Annotated in this window: 17 protein-coding genes, 2 tRNA genes and 1 pseudogene; 10 read left to right on the top strand and 10 right to left on the bottom strand. The window is 71.3% G+C overall.

Going from position 1 to position 17,048, the window contains the following annotated elements; all coding sequences use genetic code 11:
• The first annotated feature begins 14 nt into the window (after positions 1-14).
• The 4 genes from ACFYX0_RS11455 to ACFYX0_RS11440 all read left to right on the top strand — a co-directional run bounded on the left by ACFYX0_RS11455 (position 15) and on the right by ACFYX0_RS11440 (position 3,373).
• The gene (locus ACFYX0_RS11455) at positions 15-1,118 is read left to right on the top strand and encodes a 2-aminoethylphosphonate ABC transporter substrate-binding protein (RefSeq protein ID WP_388969270.1); all 1,104 of its coding nucleotides are present in this window, start codon (positions 15-17) and stop codon (positions 1,116-1,118) included.
• 49 nt (positions 1,119-1,167) lie between these two features.
• Complete coding sequence (locus tag ACFYX0_RS11450) at positions 1,168-1,947, top strand: HAD-IIA family hydrolase (protein WP_311692481.1); 780 nt, start codon at positions 1,168-1,170, stop codon at positions 1,945-1,947.
• A 133-nt stretch (positions 1,948-2,080) separates the two neighbouring features.
• Positions 2,081-2,704, top strand: a complete 624-nt coding sequence (locus tag ACFYX0_RS11445) for a hypothetical protein (RefSeq protein WP_388969267.1) — start codon at positions 2,081-2,083, stop codon at positions 2,702-2,704.
• 3 nt (positions 2,705-2,707) lie between these two features.
• Positions 2,708-3,373: a class F sortase gene (locus ACFYX0_RS11440; protein ID WP_388969264.1), complete on the top strand. Its 666-nt coding sequence runs from the start codon at positions 2,708-2,710 to the stop codon at positions 3,371-3,373.
• A gap of 51 nt (positions 3,374-3,424) precedes the next feature.
• On the opposite strand, the gene ACFYX0_RS11435 is transcribed toward ACFYX0_RS11440, so the two are convergent.
• From ACFYX0_RS11435 to ACFYX0_RS11425, 3 genes and pseudogenes are all read right to left on the bottom strand, one after another.
• On the bottom strand, positions 3,425-3,955 hold the full coding sequence (locus ACFYX0_RS11435; protein WP_388969261.1) for a MarR family winged helix-turn-helix transcriptional regulator: 531 nt from the start codon (positions 3,953-3,955) through the stop codon (positions 3,425-3,427).
• Between the two features lie 387 nt (positions 3,956-4,342).
• Positions 4,343-4,807 (bottom strand): annotated as a pseudogene (locus ACFYX0_RS11430) (GntR family transcriptional regulator); the annotation flags it as partial.
• 119 nt (positions 4,808-4,926) lie between these two features.
• A tRNA-Lys gene (locus ACFYX0_RS11425) sits at positions 4,927-5,000 on the bottom strand.
• A gap of 218 nt (positions 5,001-5,218) precedes the next feature.
• Between ACFYX0_RS11425 and ACFYX0_RS11420 the strand changes: the two genes are divergently transcribed.
• From ACFYX0_RS11420 to ACFYX0_RS11405, 4 genes are all read left to right on the top strand, one after another.
• Entirely contained in the window at positions 5,219-6,487 is a 1,269-nt protein-coding gene (locus ACFYX0_RS11420; protein ID WP_355904214.1) for a peptidoglycan-binding protein, read from the top strand.
• 105 nt (positions 6,488-6,592) lie between these two features.
• Positions 6,593-7,738: an SPFH domain-containing protein gene (locus tag ACFYX0_RS11415; RefSeq protein ID WP_388969258.1), complete on the top strand. Its 1,146-nt coding sequence runs from the start codon at positions 6,593-6,595 to the stop codon at positions 7,736-7,738.
• Positions 7,739-7,857: 119 nt separating this feature from the next.
• Entirely contained in the window at positions 7,858-8,481 is a 624-nt protein-coding gene (locus tag ACFYX0_RS11410) for a lytic polysaccharide monooxygenase (RefSeq protein ID WP_355904208.1), read from the top strand.
• A gap of 141 nt (positions 8,482-8,622) precedes the next feature.
• Positions 8,623-9,090 (top strand): DUF3592 domain-containing protein, encoded by a 468-nt coding sequence (locus ACFYX0_RS11405; protein ID WP_388969255.1) that lies wholly within the window; start codon positions 8,623-8,625, stop codon positions 9,088-9,090.
• A 368-nt stretch (positions 9,091-9,458) separates the two neighbouring features.
• On the opposite strand, the gene ACFYX0_RS11400 is transcribed toward ACFYX0_RS11405, so the two are convergent.
• From ACFYX0_RS11400 to ACFYX0_RS11370, 7 genes are all read right to left on the bottom strand, one after another.
• Positions 9,459-9,532, bottom strand: a tRNA-Lys gene (locus ACFYX0_RS11400).
• Positions 9,533-9,610: 78 nt separating this feature from the next.
• Positions 9,611-10,369 carry an IclR family transcriptional regulator C-terminal domain-containing protein gene (locus ACFYX0_RS11395; protein WP_355904202.1) on the bottom strand — a complete coding sequence of 253 codons (759 nt, stop codon included), beginning with the start codon at positions 10,367-10,369 and terminating at the stop codon, positions 9,611-9,613.
• A gap of 202 nt (positions 10,370-10,571) precedes the next feature.
• Entirely contained in the window at positions 10,572-11,348 is a 777-nt protein-coding gene (gene ehuA, locus ACFYX0_RS11390; protein WP_388969525.1) for an ectoine/hydroxyectoine ABC transporter ATP-binding protein EhuA, read from the bottom strand.
• 10 nt (positions 11,349-11,358) lie between these two features.
• Positions 11,359-12,009 (bottom strand): ectoine/hydroxyectoine ABC transporter permease subunit EhuD, encoded by a 651-nt coding sequence (gene ehuD / locus ACFYX0_RS11385; RefSeq protein ID WP_311692499.1) that lies wholly within the window; start codon positions 12,007-12,009, stop codon positions 11,359-11,361.
• Positions 12,006-12,704, bottom strand: a complete 699-nt coding sequence (gene ehuC, locus ACFYX0_RS11380; protein WP_388969252.1) for an ectoine/hydroxyectoine ABC transporter permease subunit EhuC — start codon at positions 12,702-12,704, stop codon at positions 12,006-12,008. Before ehuC ends, ehuD begins: the two co-directional genes overlap by 4 nt.
• Positions 12,701-13,606, bottom strand: a complete 906-nt coding sequence (gene ehuB, locus ACFYX0_RS11375; protein ID WP_388969249.1) for an ectoine/hydroxyectoine ABC transporter substrate-binding protein EhuB — start codon at positions 13,604-13,606, stop codon at positions 12,701-12,703. Before ehuB ends, ehuC begins: the two co-directional genes overlap by 4 nt.
• An 89-nt stretch (positions 13,607-13,695) precedes the next feature.
• Entirely contained in the window at positions 13,696-14,658 is a 963-nt protein-coding gene (locus ACFYX0_RS11370) for a D-2-hydroxyacid dehydrogenase (RefSeq protein ID WP_388969246.1), read from the bottom strand.
• 314 nt (positions 14,659-14,972) lie between these two features.
• Here ACFYX0_RS11370 and ACFYX0_RS11365 point away from each other — a divergent pair, with 314 nt between their 5' ends.
• A complete protein-coding gene (locus ACFYX0_RS11365; RefSeq protein WP_388969243.1) occupies positions 14,973-15,734 on the top strand; it encodes a decarboxylase in 762 nt (253 codons plus the stop codon).
• A 104-nt stretch (positions 15,735-15,838) separates the two neighbouring features.
• The gene (locus tag ACFYX0_RS11360; RefSeq protein WP_388969240.1) at positions 15,839-16,921 is read left to right on the top strand and encodes an LLM class flavin-dependent oxidoreductase; all 1,083 of its coding nucleotides are present in this window, start codon (positions 15,839-15,841) and stop codon (positions 16,919-16,921) included.
• Positions 16,922-17,048 lie beyond the last annotated feature (127 nt).

Raw genomic sequence — 17,048 nt, 5'->3', positions numbered from 1 at the left:
GAGTTCACCCCGTCATGCCTGCTTCCTTCGCCCTGCCCAGAATCCCCGTCCCGTCCGGCATCCCCGTCAAGCCCCTCGCCGCCGTCCTCGGCAGCCTCGTCCTCGCCGGCTCGCTCACCGCCTGCGGCGGCGGCTCCGGCTCCGCCGACTCCGGCGCCAAGACCGTCACCGTCTACAGCGCCGACGGCCTCAAGGGCGAGAACGGCGACGGCTGGTACGACCGCGTCTTCAAGGACTTCGAGAAGCAGACCGGCATCAAGGTCCAGTACGTCGAGGGCGGTTCCGGCGAGATGGTCCAGCGTGCCCTGCGCGAGCGGAGCAACCCGCAGGCCGACGTGCTGGTCACCCTCCCCCCGTTCATCCAGCAGGCGGACAGCAAGGGCCTGCTCGCGAAGTACGCGCCCCAGGGCTCCGACGAGGTCGCCACCGCCGACAAGGCCACCGACGGCACCTGGACCTCCGTCGTCAACAACTACTTCGGGTTCGTCTACAACAAGAAGGAGCTGAAGAAGGCGCCCACCACCTGGGAGGACCTGCTGGACCCGCAGTACAAGAACAAGCTCCAGTACTCCACCCCCGGTGTCGCCGGCGACGGAACCGCCGTGCTGGTCAAGGCGATGAACGACTTCGGCGGCAAGGACGCGGCGCTCGCGTACCTGAAGAAGCTCCAGGCCAACAACGTCGGCCCGTCCGCCTCCACCGGCAAGCTCGCCCCCAAGGTGGACAAGGGCGAACTGCTCGTCGCCAACGGTGACGTCCAGATGAACTTCGCCCAGTCCAGGACCATGCCGAACCTGGGCATCTGGTTCCCGGCCCGGCAGGGCGGCAAGCCGACCACCTTCGCGCTGCCGTACGCCGCCGGCCTGGTCACCAAGGCCCCGCACTCCGAGAACGGCAAGAAGCTGCTGGACTACCTGCTCAGCCGCACCGCGCAGAAGGAGGTCAGCGAGATCGGCGGCGGATTCGCGGCCCGGAAGGACATCGGGGCCTCGGACGCCAACGCCACCGCGCTGACCGCGCTCATGGACGGCGTCCAGGTCTTCGAGCCGGACTGGAACGACATCGACAAGAACCTTCAGACGTACGTCGAAGACTGGAAATCCGCCACGAACAGCTGATCGCTAGGCTGGGGACTCACGCAGCACCACGTATGGCAGGAGATCGCACATGGCAGAGCGCAGGCCCATCGAGTCATGGCTCACCGACATGGACGGTGTGCTCATCCACGAGGGCGTTCCGATCCCGGGTGCCGATGCCTTCCTGAAGAAGCTGCGTGAGTCCGGCAGGCCTTTCCTCGTCCTCACCAACAACTCCATCTACACCGCGCGCGATCTGCACGCCCGGCTGACCCGGATGGGCCTCGACGTGCCGGTGGAGAACATCTGGACGTCGGCGCTCGCCACCGCCCAGTTCCTGGACGACCAGCGGCCCGGCGGCTCCGCGTACGTCATCGGCGAGGCCGGGCTGACCACGGCCCTGCACGACATCGGCTACATCCTGACCGACCAGGAGCCCGACTACGTCGTCCTCGGCGAGACCCGCACCTACTCCTTCGAGGCCATGACCAAGGCGGTCCGGCTGATCAAGGCCGGGGCCCGGTTCATCTGCACCAATCCCGACGAGACCGGCCCGTCCCCGGAGGGGCCGCTGCCCGCCACGGGCGCGGTCGCCGCGCTGATCACCAAGGCGACCGGCAAGAAGCCGTACTTCGCGGGCAAGCCGAACCCGCTGATGATGCGGACCGGACTCAACACGATCGGGGCGCACTCGGAGACCAGCGCGATGATCGGCGACCGGATGGACACCGACGTCCTGGCCGGCATGGAGGCCGGTATGCAGACGTTCCTGGTGCTCACCGGACTGACCACGCCGGAGCACATCGACCGGTACCCGTTCCGTCCCTCGCACGTCGTGAACTCCATCGCGGACCTCGTCGACCTCGTCTGACGCCGGCCTCCGCGGCGAGTGGGTCCGGGCCCGTACGGCCCCGGACCCACCCCCCGTACGGAGTAACCGCGGGTCCCGTCCGGATGCGTCGGGGTGCCCGGGATGTGAGTCTCCTGGTATCGGGAGGTTCACGATGGGTTCACTACGGATCACTCTGGGTGCGGGAGCGGTCGTCGCGGCCGCCCTCATGCCCACGGCATCCGCGGCGGACGCGCAGGGTGTCTTCCTGGCCCCCGCGTCCGCCTGGCCCGGCAGCGGCGTCCGGCTGTCCGTCCGGGGCTGTGCGAGTGCGACCGGCAGCGCGGCGTCGGACGCGTTCGCCGGCGACGCGCGGCTCGTGGGCAGGAACGGCCTGCTGACCGGCGGCACCAGGGTCAGCGCCACGGCGCGGCCGGGTGTGTACTCCGTCAGGGTCGGCTGCGACGGCCGGGAGGTCCAGGGCGTGCTCACCGTCGGCGGACCGAAGGTTTCCGCACCGTCCGCCACGCCGCAGGCCCCGACGTCCCCGGCCGCCTCCTCCGCCTCCCCGGGCGGCTCCGCGTCCTCCTCCTCCGGTGCGTCCGCCGTGCCTGCCGCACCTTCGTCGCCCGTCGCCCCCGTGCACGCGGGTGGCGGCGCCACCGCACCCCTGTCGTCCTCCGACGCCCGCAGTGGCGGACCGGGCGTCCTCCAGGCGGTCATCGGCCTCGTCCTCGCGGGCGTCGCCGCCGTCGTGGTGATCGCGCGGAGCATCCGCCGGGGCCGTGGCCGGGAGTGAACCGTGTCCAGACCTGAGCATTCCTCCGGTACCGGCCGTCTGCTGATCGGCGTCGCCTGGGTGGTCCTGCTGCTGGGACTGTGGATGTGGGGGCGTGGGATGAGTGAGGCGCCCCTGGGCCTGGCCGCGCCGACGACCGGCGACATGGCCGCCGCCGGCCGCCCTCCGGACACCCAGCTCCCGCCCGAGGTCAAACCGTTGGGCAGGTCCGCGCCGTCGCGCGTCGACATCCCTTCCCTGGGGGTACAAGCCCCGGTCGTGACGAGCGGCCTGGACGCGCAGGGCGCCATCGAGCCGCCGTCCTTCGCGCGGCCGGGCGTGGTCGGGTGGTACGGCAACGGTGTGACACCCGGGGCCGCCGGGACCGCGCTGATCGTGGGGCATGTCGACACCGACACCGGGCCGGCCGTCTTCTACAAGCTGAGCAGCCTGCGGCCGGGCGCGAAGATACGGGTGGTGCGCGGTGACGGCCGGACCGCCGAGTTCACCGTCGAGGGCGTCGGGGTGCTCGGCCGCGACCGGTTCGACGCCCAGGAGGCCTACGGGACCCGGCAGCCGGGCCGGGCGGAGCTGCGGCTGATCACCTGCGGCGGCACCTTCGACCGGGCGAGCGGCGCCTATACGGCGAACGTGGTGGTGTCGGCGTATCTGACGGGCGCGACGCGATGAGGGGCCCCGTGGTGGACGCCTGACTGTGGGCGAAGCCTCCGGTCGCCGCCGTCACTCGGCCGATCCCCGGTTGGCGTCGCGCAGTGCCTGCATCGCCTCGGTGAGGGCGCGGAACCCGTCGTCCCCGAGGGCCGTCAGCACGCGGGCCCGGAGGAGCCGCGTCGCCGTGAGCGAGATCGCCCGGGCGGTGTCCTGCCCGTCGGTGGTCAGTTCGAGGTAGATCACGCGCCGGTCTTCCTCACACGACACACGCCGGGCCAGGTCGGCGCCGCACAGCCGGTCGGCGAGCTTGGTGAACCCGCCGCTGGACATGCCGGCCTCGTGCGCCAGACGGGTCATCGGCATGCGCCGCTCGGGGGCGATGAGCAGGCGCATCAGTACGTCGGCGGAGCCCTTGCCGAGGTCGAAGCGCTCGCCCAGCTCGCTCGCGAGGGACTCATGGGTGGCGAGGAAGCCCTCCTCGACCAGCTTCCACCCGTGGAGCAGTTCGTGGTCGATGCCGAGGTCGTCGTTCCGGTCGTCGTCACCGTCGGCCGGGGACGGCGGTGCCGCGTCCTGCGGGCCCGTCGCTTCGTTCTCCATGGCTTTCTCAACGCGTGGGCGGCGCGGATGTTTCCCCGGAGCTGCGGGATCGGGCTGGTCGCCGGCCCGGACGACCCGGTCTCGGGCCGCGGCGACCAGGTCGGTGGGTCAGCCGGCGGCGTGGGCGCCGATGACGGACTGGGCGTAACGACGCCGAGGCCGTAGGTGCCGCCGGAGGCGTCGGCGACGACGTGGACCTCGTAGCCCTGGCCGAGGGCGGACGGGACGGGGAGGACGACGGGGACGTCGAACGCCTTGGCGGCCTTGGCCAGGCCCACGTGCGCCCCCCGATGAAGGAGGGCGCCCCCGATCCGACACGATTGCCAGACACCCCCTGGCACCCAACTGCCTTACATCGACAGCTCCTTGGGAAGTGGTGTTCATCGCTCAAACAAGGTCATCGGGAAGCTTCTCGTAGTCTTCCGGTGCGGTTGAGGCCACGCGTGTGCGGATGTTGAGGAAGTGCTCCTTTATGGCCGCCTCCGCGCGTATGGAGTCCCCGGACCGCACCGCGCCGAGGATGTCCCGGTGCTGTCGGCAGGTGACCCGAGGGTCCTGCGGTACGTCCACCAGGGCGGTGCGGACGCGGTGGAAGGCGTCCCAGAAGGCCTCCAGGACCTCGCTCAGCAGGACATTGCCCAGCCCCCGGTAGAGGGTGGCGTGAAAGGCGCGGTCGGTCTCGGCGAGGCCGGCCCCCTGCGCGACCTGCTGTTCCATGCGGTCGACGAGTGCGTCCAGTTCGGTCAGATCCAGCTCCGGCAGCCGCCCGGCCAGCCGGGAGACCAGTCCCGTCTCCAGCGCCTCACGCAGTTCCAGCAGCTCCAGCAGACTGTCCTCGCCCCGGTGGTGACCTTGATCCGCTCCTGCGGGTCGCGCGCCATGGCCAGAGGGTAACCGGCCAATCCGTATGTTTCCCCGGTGTGCGCGCATGCGAGAGGGCCCCTCGCCGTGGCGAGGGGCCCTCTCGATCGTGCGCCGCCAGGGACTCGAACCCCGGACCCGCTGATTAAGAGTCAGCTGCTCTAACCAACTGAGCTAGCGGCGCCCGCTGACCTGGAGAACTCTACCCGATCTCGACGGGTGCTCCCGACCGAGCGCCCGCTCGGGGTGCCCCGCCCGGTCGTCCGTACCCCCAAGTGACGGCCACCCGTGCATCTTTCGGGGCGTCAACCGGCGGTTCGAGTGGACAGTTGGAAAGCTGACGCATTTACATAAATAGGACAAATTCACCAGGGTGCGGACAGGGAGTGTGAGGGGAATCGCATGAAGACTCCGGCATTCGAGGAATTCGATCCCACAAGCGACTGCGACTGCCCCGGATGCGCACGCGGACGCCGTGCCGGCCACCGCACCCGCCCCTGCGGCCAGGCCCTGCGCCCGGCGGCCCGCGGGGTCCTCGCGCTCGCCGCCGCCGCGGGCGCGGTGCTCGCCGTCCCGGGCCAGGCCATGTCCGCCCCCGCGATCGTCCACGACAACCCCTGGCCCATCGTTCCCGCAGGTGATGAGCCGCCGGCCACCCCGCAGGGCCGCATCACACCGCTGCACGGCACCGGTGTGATGCCGAGCGGCGTGGTGACGCCCACGACGACCCGGGCCGCGATCATCAACCGGGCCAAGAAATGGGTCGCGGCCAGGGTCCCGTACAGCATGGACGACTACTGGTCGGACGGGTACCGCCAGGACTGCTCCGGCTTCGTCTCCATGGCCTGGAACCTCGGCAGCAACGAGTGGACGGGCAGCCTGGACCAGTTCGGCGTCCGCATCAGCAAGGACGAGCTCCAGCCCGGCGACATCCTCCTCTTCCACAACGCCGACAACCCGGAGAAGGGCTCACACGTCGTCATCTTCGGCGGCTGGACCGACTACACCCACCGGAACTACACGGCCTACGAGGAGACCCCGCCGCGCGCCCGCCGCAGGACCACCCCGTACGCCTACTGGTCCAACTCCAGCAGCTATGTGCCGTACCGCTACAAAGGCCTCGCGGACAGCAAGGCCGCCAAGGAGGGCGAGAACACTCCGGCCGGGGTGGGCGGCGCGCCGCTGCCGACGGTCGGCATCCCCGGTGTCGCCTCCGTCGGTCAGGACTCCGACGGCTCCTATGTCGCCGAACTCGGCGATCTGCTCGCCGTACGCGGCCGGTCCCACCTTCCGCACCCGGGGGTGGTCCCGCCTCCGGGTGCGGAGGGCGGGAGCAGGACTCGGGCGCTGGTCCCCGTGGGGGTCGCACCGGGGCCGGTCCCGGCGACCCCGCCGGGGGGCCGCCCGGCGGGCTCCGCGAAGGCGGCGGGGCTGCCCGCCTATCCGGGCCGGGGCGCCTTCCGGCCGGGCGCCGTCGGCCCCGATGTCGCCCTGCTGGGCCGCAAGCTGGTGGAGAAGGGGTTCGGCAGGCACTACACCGGCGGGCCGGGGCCGCGCTGGACCGAGGCCGACCGCCGCAATGTCGAGGCGTTCCAGCGCGCCCAGGGCTGGCGCGGCGCCGCCGCCGACGGCTACCCGGGTCCGGAGACCTGGCGACGGCTGTTCTCCTGACCCCCGCCCTGTCCCTGTCCCTGTCCCCGGCCCGTTCCTGTTCCCCGGCCCGCTGTGCGACGCATCCCGGTACGAGACCTCCTGGCGCGGAGGGTGGAGGCACGTATGAACACGACGTCATCGCCGGTCCCGGAGCCCGAGGGGGTGCCGCTCGACCCCGGCACCTCGTCGGCCCGGCTCATCCATGGCGAGTCGACCACCGAGATCCCGGTCCACCTGCTGTTCCGGGACCCCCCCGAACCGGCGTCCCCGCCGGTCGCGCCCACCGTGGTGGGACGCCGGCTGGGCACCGGTGAGCAGCCGTGTGTGCGCCCGCCCGTCGAGCCGGCGCGGCGGGCGCCGGTCGGCGATCCCGAGCTGGCCGAGCGGCCGGCCTGGGTGCTGCCCGGGTCGGTGGGCGTGCTGGCCGGGCTGGGCGGCCTGACGGGCTGCGGGGTCGTGTCGTGGTGGGCGGGTGTTCTCTCGCCGGCCGCGATGCGGGTGCTGGAGCTGCCGGCAAGCGCGGACGCGGGACTCGGGCCCGCGCAGTTGGCGGCGTACGTCGGCGCGGGGGCGCTCGGTCTGCTGGGCTTCAGCGGGCTCATGCGCGGGCGCACGGGATACGCCTGGGTGCTCCGCGTGTTCGGCCGCTACCGGGGCACGGCCCGCCGCACCGGCCTGATGTGGGTGAACCCGCTGGTGGTGCGTCACCGTGCCGATGTCCGGCTGCGGCACTGGCGCAGCGAGCCGATCCCCACGGTCGACGCCAACGGGGTCGCCCTGCGGGTGGTCGTCCTGGTGACCTGGCGGGTGAAGGACACCGCCCGCGCCGTGCTCGGCATCGACGACCACCAGACCTATCTGCGGGAGTGCGTGGAGTCGGCACTCGCGCGGGTGGTGCCGCAGGTGCCGGTGGAGGCGTCCGCGACCAAGGACGTGGTGAGTCTGCGCAATGTCGAGGCGATTGGTGACGCGCTGACCCGGCTGGTGGCGGCGGAGGCGGAGCCGGCCGGGCTGGAGGTGTTCGCGGCGCAGCCGACCCGGATCGAGTACGCGCCCGAGGTCGCCGAGCGGCTGCAGCGTCGCCGTATCGCCGCGCTCGACGCCGAGCACCGGGACACGGTGCTCAGCACGGTCGTGGACTCGGTGGAGGACACGGTGACCCGGCTGACCATGCGGGGTCTGGTGGAACTCGACGACTACGAACGCAAGGCACTGGTGAAGGACTTGACGGTCGCGTTCTACACGGGACGCCCGGCCGACGGGGGATGAGGACCGGCACCGGGACAGGGATGGACATGTACAACTCACCGCCATAATCTGGGACTTGGTCTAGACCTGAAAGCGCGCGCACGGCTCGAGGAACTCCCCACATCCTTAGGAGCGGCAGCATGCGCATCCGTACGACCAGAAGGGCGAAGTGGTACGCGGCCGTGGTCGGCCTCGCCACCGCGGGTTCGTTCGTGCTCTCCACCGGTGGCGCCAGCGCTCACGGCTACACCGACCAGCCCCTCAGCCGGCAGAAGATGTGCGCCGCGAACGGCGGCATCGTCTCCGGCTGCGGCGACATCCAGTGGGAACCGCAGAGCGTCGAGGGCCCGAAGGGCTTCCCGGCGGCGGGGCCCGGCGACGGGCAGATCTGCTCGGCGAACCACACCAACTTCGGTGCGCTCGACCAGCCGAGGACGCCCTCCGGCGCGGCGTGGCCGACGACCAGGGTGACCGGCGGACAGAGCTACACCTTCCGCTGGCAGTTCACGGCCTCGCACGCGACGACCGACTTCAGGTACTACGTCACCAAACCGGGCTGGAACCAGAACCACGCCCTGACCAGGGCGGATCTCAACACCACCCCGTTCCTGACGGTCCCGTACAACGGTCAGCGCCCGCCGTCCACGCTCACCCACACCGGCACCCTGCCGACCGGGCTGAGCGGACACCACGTGATCCTCGGCGTGTGGACGATCGCGGACACGGGCAACGCGTTCTACTCGTGCGCGGATGTCACGTTCTGAGCGTCGCCCCGTCCCGAGTCCGTGCCGGGGGAGATTTCTGAGCCTGGCTTGAGGAGCCCCGGCGATCCGGGCGGGTACGTTCCACGCACGTCGCCATGACCATGACGGCGTGCGTGGAGCCGTACCGGACTCGGGGGAACCATGGACTTCATCTTCTACGCGGTGCCGGGCCTGATCATGGCCGGGGCGCTCACCATGGCGGCGCGCGTGCTCCGCGGCGCGCTCCGGCTGAGGAGCAACTGGAACAGCGGCCTCACCGCCGAGGCGCGCTGTCTGCGGACGTACACGACGACCAGCGGCGGCCACGGTGACACCGCCGTCACCACCACGCTGCATCACGTCTACGAGTTCACGACCCGCGACGGCCGCACCGTCCGCTTCGAGGAGAGGAACGGCTCGGGAACGACGCTCGAGGGCGACATCGTCCCCGTCCACTACACTCAGGCCCATCCCGAACGCCCGACGGCCCACGCCCCCGCCCGGGGCAGGACCCTGGCCGGCACGGTGGGGACCCTCGTCTTCCTCTCGGTGATCGTCGCGTTCTGCGTCGGCTTCATGGCCACGTACCACGCGGTCGCGGCGGACGTCCCGTTCGCGGGCATGCCGTAGGCCCCTCGGCAAAGACGCCGGCAGGTCGGCCATGCGGGCAGACGGCGCCATCCACGAACCCTGTTCCGAGAAGGCGTGAGGGATACGGGGATACGGGCGCCATGAGGCTGGGCGGTTCCCGCAGCGTGGTGCGGGGGTGTGGGTGGCGTAGCCCCCACAACGCGCGGCGAAGCCGCGCAGAAAACAACGATGGCGAGTCCGTTCGCGCTTTACGCGAACACGGGCGCCTTGAAAACGGGCGCGGTTCCCGCAGCGTGGTGCGGGGGTGTGGGTGGCGTAGCCCCCACAACGCGCGGCGAAGCCGCGCAGAACACAACGATGGCGAGCCGGTTCGCGCTTTACGCGAACACGACTCGCCATCGCTATCGTGCGCCGCCAGGGACTCGAACCCCGGACCCGCTGATTAAGAGTCAGCTGCTCTAACCAACTGAGCTAGCGGCGCAGACTCTGTCGCTTTTCGCTCTCGCGTCCGGCGACAAAAGAAATACTACCTGGTCCCTGGGGGTGGTCGTGACCACCTTCAGATCGCCAGGGAGAGCAGCAGTGGGGCCGCCCTCTTGTTCAGCCGGTCCGCCGCCTGCCGCAGCCGGTGCGCGTGCTCCACCGGCAGGGACAGTGCCAGACAGCCGACCGAGGAGCCCGCGGTGATCGGGACGGCCGCGCACACCGTGCCCACCGCGTACTCCTGGAGGTCGAGGACCGGAACCGTCGGCGGATGGGCGTCGAGGCGGGACAGCAGCTGCCTCTCGTTGGTGATCGTCCGCGAGGTGAGCCGGGCCATCTTGTGCCGGGCGAGGTGGTCCCGCCGGCCGTTGACGTCGAGCTGCCCGAGCAGGCTCTTGCCGACCGCGCTCGCGTGCGCCGAGGAACGGAAGTCCACCCACTCGTGCACCGCGGGCGTCGCCGGGCCCGCGGCGCACTGGGTGACCCGGACCTCGCCGTCGATGTACCGGCTGATGTAGACCGCGGCGCCCACCGAGTCGCGCAGCTCGTCCAGCGTCTGCTGGAGCTTCTCCCGCAGCGCCTCCTCATGGCTCTGGGCCGAGCCCAGCCGGCTGAGGGCGGCGCCGGTGACGTACGCGCCGTCGGTGGTCTGCTCGACGTACCCCTCCCGGCGCAGCATCCGCAGCAGGGGGGTCAGTCGCTGGGTGCCCAGTCCGGTCAGGCGGGCCAGTACGGCGTCGGTGACGCCGGTCGAGTGCCGCGCCACCGTCTCCAGGACGCGCAGCGCGTCCTGGGCCGAGTGGTACGGAGCGGTCGGCTCATGGGTCAGCGCCACGGTCTCCCCCTGCGCTTTTTGGGCCATTCTCGGGACAGCTTGGCTGACTCCACGATACGGCTCAAGGGCACTCCAGGGGGCGGGTGTTGACGAACTCTCTGCCGACTTCGGCCCGCTCAGCAGGAACGCGCCACTTTGGCATATGCCAAGGTCATGTCCTGGTCGACCGGCCCGGTCCGATCGACGCGTTCACCGTCTGTAGTCAGAGCACTGCGCTGAGGAACTCCCGCGTGCGAGTGTGCTCGGGTGCGCTGAAGATCTTCTCCGGGGCACCCGCCTCGACAACATGGCCGGAATCGAACATCAGGATGCGGTCCGAGATGTCCCGCGCGAAGTTCATCTCGTGGGTCACGCAGAGCATGGTGATGTCCGTGGTGTGCGCGATGTCCCGCAGGACGTCGAGGACCCCGGCGACCAGCTCCGGGTCGAGCGCCGACGTCACCTCGTCGAGCAGCAGCACCTGCGGGCGCATCGCCAGCGCCCGGGCGATCGCGACGCGCTGCTGCTGGCCGCCGGAGAGCTGGCTCGGGTACTTGTCGAGGTGGTCGCCGAGCCCCACCAGGTCCAGCAGCTCCCGCGCCCGCTGCTCCGCCTCGTCCTTCGACAGCCCGAGGACGGCGACCGGCGCCTCGGTGACGTTGCGCAGCACCTTCATGTTCGGGAACAGATTGAACTGCTGGAAGACCATCCCTATGTTCTTGCGGATCTCCCGGACCTCCTTCTCACCGGCCGGGAACAGCCGCTGCCCGCCGACCGTGATCGTGCCCTCGTCGGGCTGGGCCAGGGTCATCAGCAGCCGCAGGATCGTGGTCTTGCCGGAGCCGGAGGGGCCGATCAGCGTGACGTGCCGGCCCGCCTCGACCGAGAAGTCGAGTCCGTCCAGGACCGTGTGACGGCCGAAACGCTTGGTGACCTTGTCGAAGCGGATCAGCTCGCCGGTCGCCGCCGGCTTGTCGGCGTGGGCGTCGGGTTCCTTCATGAGGGGGGTGTCAGCGGACAAGACGGCGCTCCAGGGCTCGCAGGAGGAGTGAGGCGGGGTAGGAGATCAGGACGAAGGCCACCCCGATGACGGTGAGCGGCTCGGTGAACTGGAAGTGCTGCTGGGAGAAGAGCCGCGCCTCGCCGAGCATGTCGAGGACGGTGATCGTCATCAGCATCGGTGTGTCCTTGAGCATCGCGATGACGTAGTTGCCGAGCGCGGGTACGACCCGGCGGATCGCCTGCGGCAGGATCACCGCCGTCCAGGTGCGCACCGGCGGCAGGCTCAGCGCGGTGGCCGCCTCCCACTGGCCGGCGGGCACGGCGTCGATGCCGGCCCGGTAGACCTGCATCGTGTACGTCGAGTAGTGCAGGCCGATCGCGACGACACCGGTGGTCAGCGCGGAGAAGGCGAGCCCCCACTCGGGCAGCACGTAGAAGAGGAAGAACAGCTGCACCAGCAGCGGGGTGTCGCGGATGAACTCGGTCACGATCCCCACCGGCCAGGTCGCCCAGCGGCTCGGCGTGCGCATCAGCAGCGCCCACACCAGCCCGAGGGCGAAGGCGATCAGCGAGCCGAGCGCCAGCGCCTCCAGGGTGACCAGCAGGCCGTCCCAGAAGTGCGGCATGAAGGCGCGTACGGCGCCCCAGTCCCAGGTCACGAGACACCACCTCCGACGGGCTGCGGAATGGAGACTTCGGGCTGTGGCGCCTTGCCCACCCCGGCCTTGAGCAGGCGTTCCAGGCTCCGCATCAGCCGGGTGAGCAGGAAGGCGATCACGAAGTAGATGACCAGGACGTACGCGTAGATCTGCGCGCTCTCCTGGAGTGCGAGCCGCACCAGGTTGCCGCTGAACGCCAGGTCACCCATGCCCATGACGGAGACCAGCGCGGTGCCCTTGAGCAGTTCCACCAGCAGATTGCTGAACGGCGGGATCATCTCCGGGACCGCCTGCGGCAGCAGGATCTTACGCATGCGCTGCCAGGGGGTGAAGCTCAGCGCGATGCCGCCCTCCCGCTGCGCGGGGTCGACGGAGTTCAGAGCGCCGCGCACGATCTCGGCGCCGTAGGCCCCGTAGGTCAGGCCCAGGGCGAGGGTGCCCGCCCACAACGGCACCAGCTGCCAGCCGAAGGCGAGCGGCAGCACGAAGAACACCCAGAAGATCATGATCAGGGCGGAGGTGCCGCGGAACACCTCGGTGTAGAAGCCGGCGACGAAGCGCACGATCCATCGGCGATGGGTGCGGGCGATGCCGACGGTGAAGGAGACGGCCGTCGCGAGCAGCGCGCCGAGCACGAGGAGCTGGATCGTGGTCCAGACGCCCTTCAGTACGAGTTCCCACAGGCCCGTGGTCATCCGCGGCACAGCTCCTTCGCGGTCAGGTCCGTCATCTCGGCCCGGGTGAAGCCGAACGGCCGCAGAACACGGAAGAGTTCGCCGCTCGCCCGCATCTTCTTCAGCTCGCCGTTGAAGGCGTCCCGCAGCGCGGTCTCGGTGCGCCGGAAGGCGAACGCGCCGCCGTCGACGTGCGGTTTGCCCTTCACCAACGGCGCGAAGGGCTTCGTGGACTCGGCCGTACGGGACTTCTCGACGACCGCGCGGGTGGTCAGGGCGGTACCGGCGAACACGTCGACGCGGCCCGCCTCCACCGCGTTCAGACCCGCGACCTGGTCCGGCACGATGAGGAGGTCGCTCTCCTTGTAGCCGGCCTCCACCGCGTACTGAATCTCCGCGTATCCCGTGCCGGTGGCGAGTTTCGCCTTCTTCTCGACGACGTCCCGGTAGTCGTGCAAACCCTTGGGGTTGCCTTTGCGCACGATGAAGGAGTCGAGCATCTGGTAGTCGGGGTCGGCGAAGACGACCTGCTGGCAGCGGTCCGGAGTGACGTACATCCCGGCGGAGACGACGTCGAACTGCTGCGAGTTGAGCCCGGGTATGAGCGAGCCGAACTCGGTCGGTACGGGCTGGACCCGGTCCACCCCGAGTCGGCGGAAGACGACTTTTGCCAGCTCAGGGGCCTCGCCGGTGAGTTTGCCGTCCTTGTCGATATAGCCGAAGGGGATCTCGCCGGCGATCCCGAGGCGGACGACGCCCTGGGCCCTGAGCCGGCCGAGCAGATCCCCGCCGCTGCTGCTCGACGCCTCGGCCACTCGGCTGCAGCCGACGGCGCCCAGCGCGCCGAACGCGGCGAGGCCGGCGAGCAGCGACCGTCTGGTGGATACCGGTTTCCCTGTGTGATGCGTCCGTGGTGCGGCCATGGGCGCGCGGCTACCCCGGACCACGCCAGGTATTCAGGCCGATTTCTTTCGGTGCGGGGCCGGCCGTGCCGTGCCTGCGGCTGAGCGGCTCAGTGGCCGGGTACGTAGCCGCGTCGCTTGTCGACCACGTTCAGCAGCGGCTTGCGGGCCTCCCAGCGCGTGTACAACTCGACGAACTGGCGGCCCAGTTCGTCGTGCAGACCGACCGTGTTGCCGCTCATCCGCGGGGACAGCAGCAGGCCCGGGACCCGCCACAACGGGCTGTCCGCAGGGAGCGGTTCCTGCCGGAGGACATCCAGTGCCGCCCCGGCGATCCAGCGCTTCGACAGCGCGGCGGCGAGCGCCTCCTCGTCCACCAGCGCGCCGTGCCCGACGTTGATGAAGCGGGCGGAGGGCTGCATCACCCCGAAACGGCGGGTGTCGAACATGCGGTACGTCCGGTCGGTGAGCGGCGCCGCCGCGATCACCCAGTCGGCGCGGGCGAGCATCCGGTCGAGATCGGCGGGACCGTGGATTCCGGTGAGCGGGACGCGGCCCACGATCGACGTCGTGACATCGAGCGACTTGAGCGTACGGGCCGTCGCGCGCCCAATCGGTCCGGAGCCGATCACGCACGCGCGCGTGCCCGCGACCCGGGTGACCGCGCGCGGCCGCCACTCCCGGTCCCGTTGCAGATCCCAGGTGCGGGGCAGGTCCTTGGCCAGCGCGAGGACGAGCCCGGCCACGTACTCGGCCACCGGCTGCTCGAAGATCCCGCGCGCGTTGGTCACCACGGTGTCGGACGCGGTGAGTTCGGGGCACATCAGATGGTCCACGGCCGTGCTCGCCGTGTGCACCCAGCGCGGCCGGGGGCCCTCGCCGGGCCAGGCCTCGCGCACCGCGTCCGTGGGGAAGTCCCAGACCAGCAGCACATCCGCGCCCGGCAGCCGGTCGGCCAGCGTGGCGGCGTCCGCGTGTTCGATCCGCGCCCGTCCGGTGAGCCGGCCGAGTCGGGGGAGGGGTTCGGCGTCCAGGACGAGCACGGTGGGGCGGCCGGGCGGGGAAGGGGTCATACGGGAGCCGTTTCTCCCTTCGGCGGCGGCCGGCCCGACGGCCGGTCCGGCGTCTGACATGCGCGGATTGACCACGGTCGCACCCGATCCCGGCGCCGTCAACAGGGTCGGGACACACCGTCCGGTACGGCCGTCCGGGGCACCGGCAACCGTCCCCCGGAGACCGCGCGCGCCCCGGCGCCTCTCGGCCAACCGGGTGAGGGAGGGGACGGCCCCGCGTCACCTGGGTACCCGGGTCGTGCGCTCGTCTCGGACCACGCCGAAGGAGGCGGTGGACCGGGACCCGTACCGCCGGAAGAACAGGAAGGTTGGGCATGACCGCACTCGGATTCCTCTACCCGGGCCACTACGCCGAGGACGACTATCCACGCATGGAGCAGTTGCTGGGCAGCGACATCCGGGCGGACCTCGTGCACACCGACGACGCCGAGGAGGCCCAGCTGAGGGAGGCCCTGCGCCGGGGCGCCCTCCCCGCGGCGGCCGAGCGGCCGGAGAGCGGCGTGCCGCGGCGGCTCGCGGCCGGTGTCGAGGAGCTGCGGCTCGCGGGCGCCGAGACCGTGGTGTGGGCGTGCGCCGGCGGCAGCTTCGCCCACGGCTGGGAGAGCGCCCATGAGCAGGTGCGCGCCCTGGCGCTCGCCGCCGGGATGCCGGCCTCCTGCACCTCCTTCGCGTTCGTCCACGCGGTGCAGGAGATCGGGGCGCGACGGGTGGCGGTCGCGGCGGCCTACCCGGACACCCTGGCGGAGCTGTTCGCGGGTTTCCTGCGGGCCGGGGGCCTGGAGGTGGTGTCGGTGCACGGGGTGGGCGCCGCCCCGGACGAGGTGAGCACCTGGGGCGCGGCCGAGGTGCTGGCGCTGGCCCGCACGGGTGATCACCCCGACGCCCAGGCGGTGCTGCTCCCCGACACGGCCCTGCACACGGCCGCGTATCTCCCGGAGCTGGAGAAGGGGCTGAGCAAGCCGGTTCTCACCGCGAACCAGGTCACGATGTGGGAGGCGCTGCGCCTGGTGGACCGCCGGGTGAACGCGCCGGCCCTGGGGTCGCTGTTCACCAAGGAACCGATCGTCCAGGTGTGACGGGGCGGGGCGGCCGGGCCGGCGGACGCGCCCGGCGGGAATAACCGGGGACTGCCTCCTGTTCTGGCCGAGGAGACGCCACGTACAACACAGGAGGCACCCCGGTGGACGAGATCCGAGGCACGGCGCAGGGCACCGCTCCCGTCCCCCTCTCGGTACTGGACCTGGTCACGGTCGGAGCGGGCAGTACCGCCTCCGACGCCCTACGCACCAGCGTCGCCCTCTCCCGCCTCGCGGAGTCCCGCGGCTTCCACCGCTACTGGGTCGCCGAACACCACTCCATGCCGGGCGTCGCCTCCTCCTCGCCCGCGGTCATCCTCGCCCACCTCGCCGCCCACACCGAGCGCATCCGGCTCGGCTCCGGCGGCGTGATGCTGCCCAATCACGCCCCGCTGGTCATCGCGGAGCAGTTCGGCACGCTGGAGGCCATGGCCCCCGGGCGGGTCGATCTCGGCCTCGGCCGCGCCCCGGGCACCGACGGCGCCACCGCCGCCGCCCTGCGCCGCACCGACCGGCTGAACGAGGGCGCCGACGACTTCCCCCAGCAGCTCGCCGAGCTGACCCGCTTCCTCGACGACGACTTCCCGGACGGCCACCCCTACGCCCGGATCCACGCGATCCCGGGCCCGGTCCAGGCCACCACCCCGGGCGGCGTCCAGTCCCCGCACCGGCCGCCGATCTGGCTGCTGGGCTCCTCCGGCTTCAGCGCCCGGCTGTCCGGCATGCTCGGTCTCCCCTTCGCCTTCGCCCACCACTTCTCGGCGCAGAACACCATCCCGGCGCTGGACCTGTACCGCGAGTCCTTCCGCCCCTCCGAGGTCCTCGACGCCCCCTACGCCCTGATCGGCGTCAGCGCGCTCGCCACCGACGAGGAGAAGGAGGCCCGCCGCCAGGTGCGGGCGGGTGCCCTGAACATGGTCCGGCTGCGCACCGGCCGGCCCGGTCTCTTCCCCGACCCGGCGGAGGCCGAGACGCTCACGCTCAGCCCGATGGAGGAGGAGTTCATCCAGACCTGGTCCGCCAACGTCGTCCACGGCACCGCGGACGAGGTGCGGGCCGGCCTCGACGACCTTCAGAAGCGCACCGGCGCCGACGAGTTGATGATCACCTCTCACGCCCATACGGGTGAGCTGCGCCTGCACTCGTACGAACTGATCGCGGACGCCTACGGGTTGCCGGTCTCCTGAGTGCGGCGGGGGGGGGGGGGGGCGGGGGGGGGCCCCCCCCGGCCCCCCCCCCCCCCCGGCCCCCCCCCCCCCCACCCCCCCGCTGGGGGCGGGGGGCCCGGGCGCCCCGCCCCCCCCCCCCACCCCG

Source organism: Streptomyces sp. NPDC002573, from assembly GCF_042889625.1.
In the GTDB taxonomy this organism is placed as follows: Bacteria; Actinomycetota; Actinomycetes; order Streptomycetales; family Streptomycetaceae; genus Streptomyces; species Streptomyces gibsoniae.
This window is presented reverse-complemented; position numbering and strand designations above follow the sequence as displayed.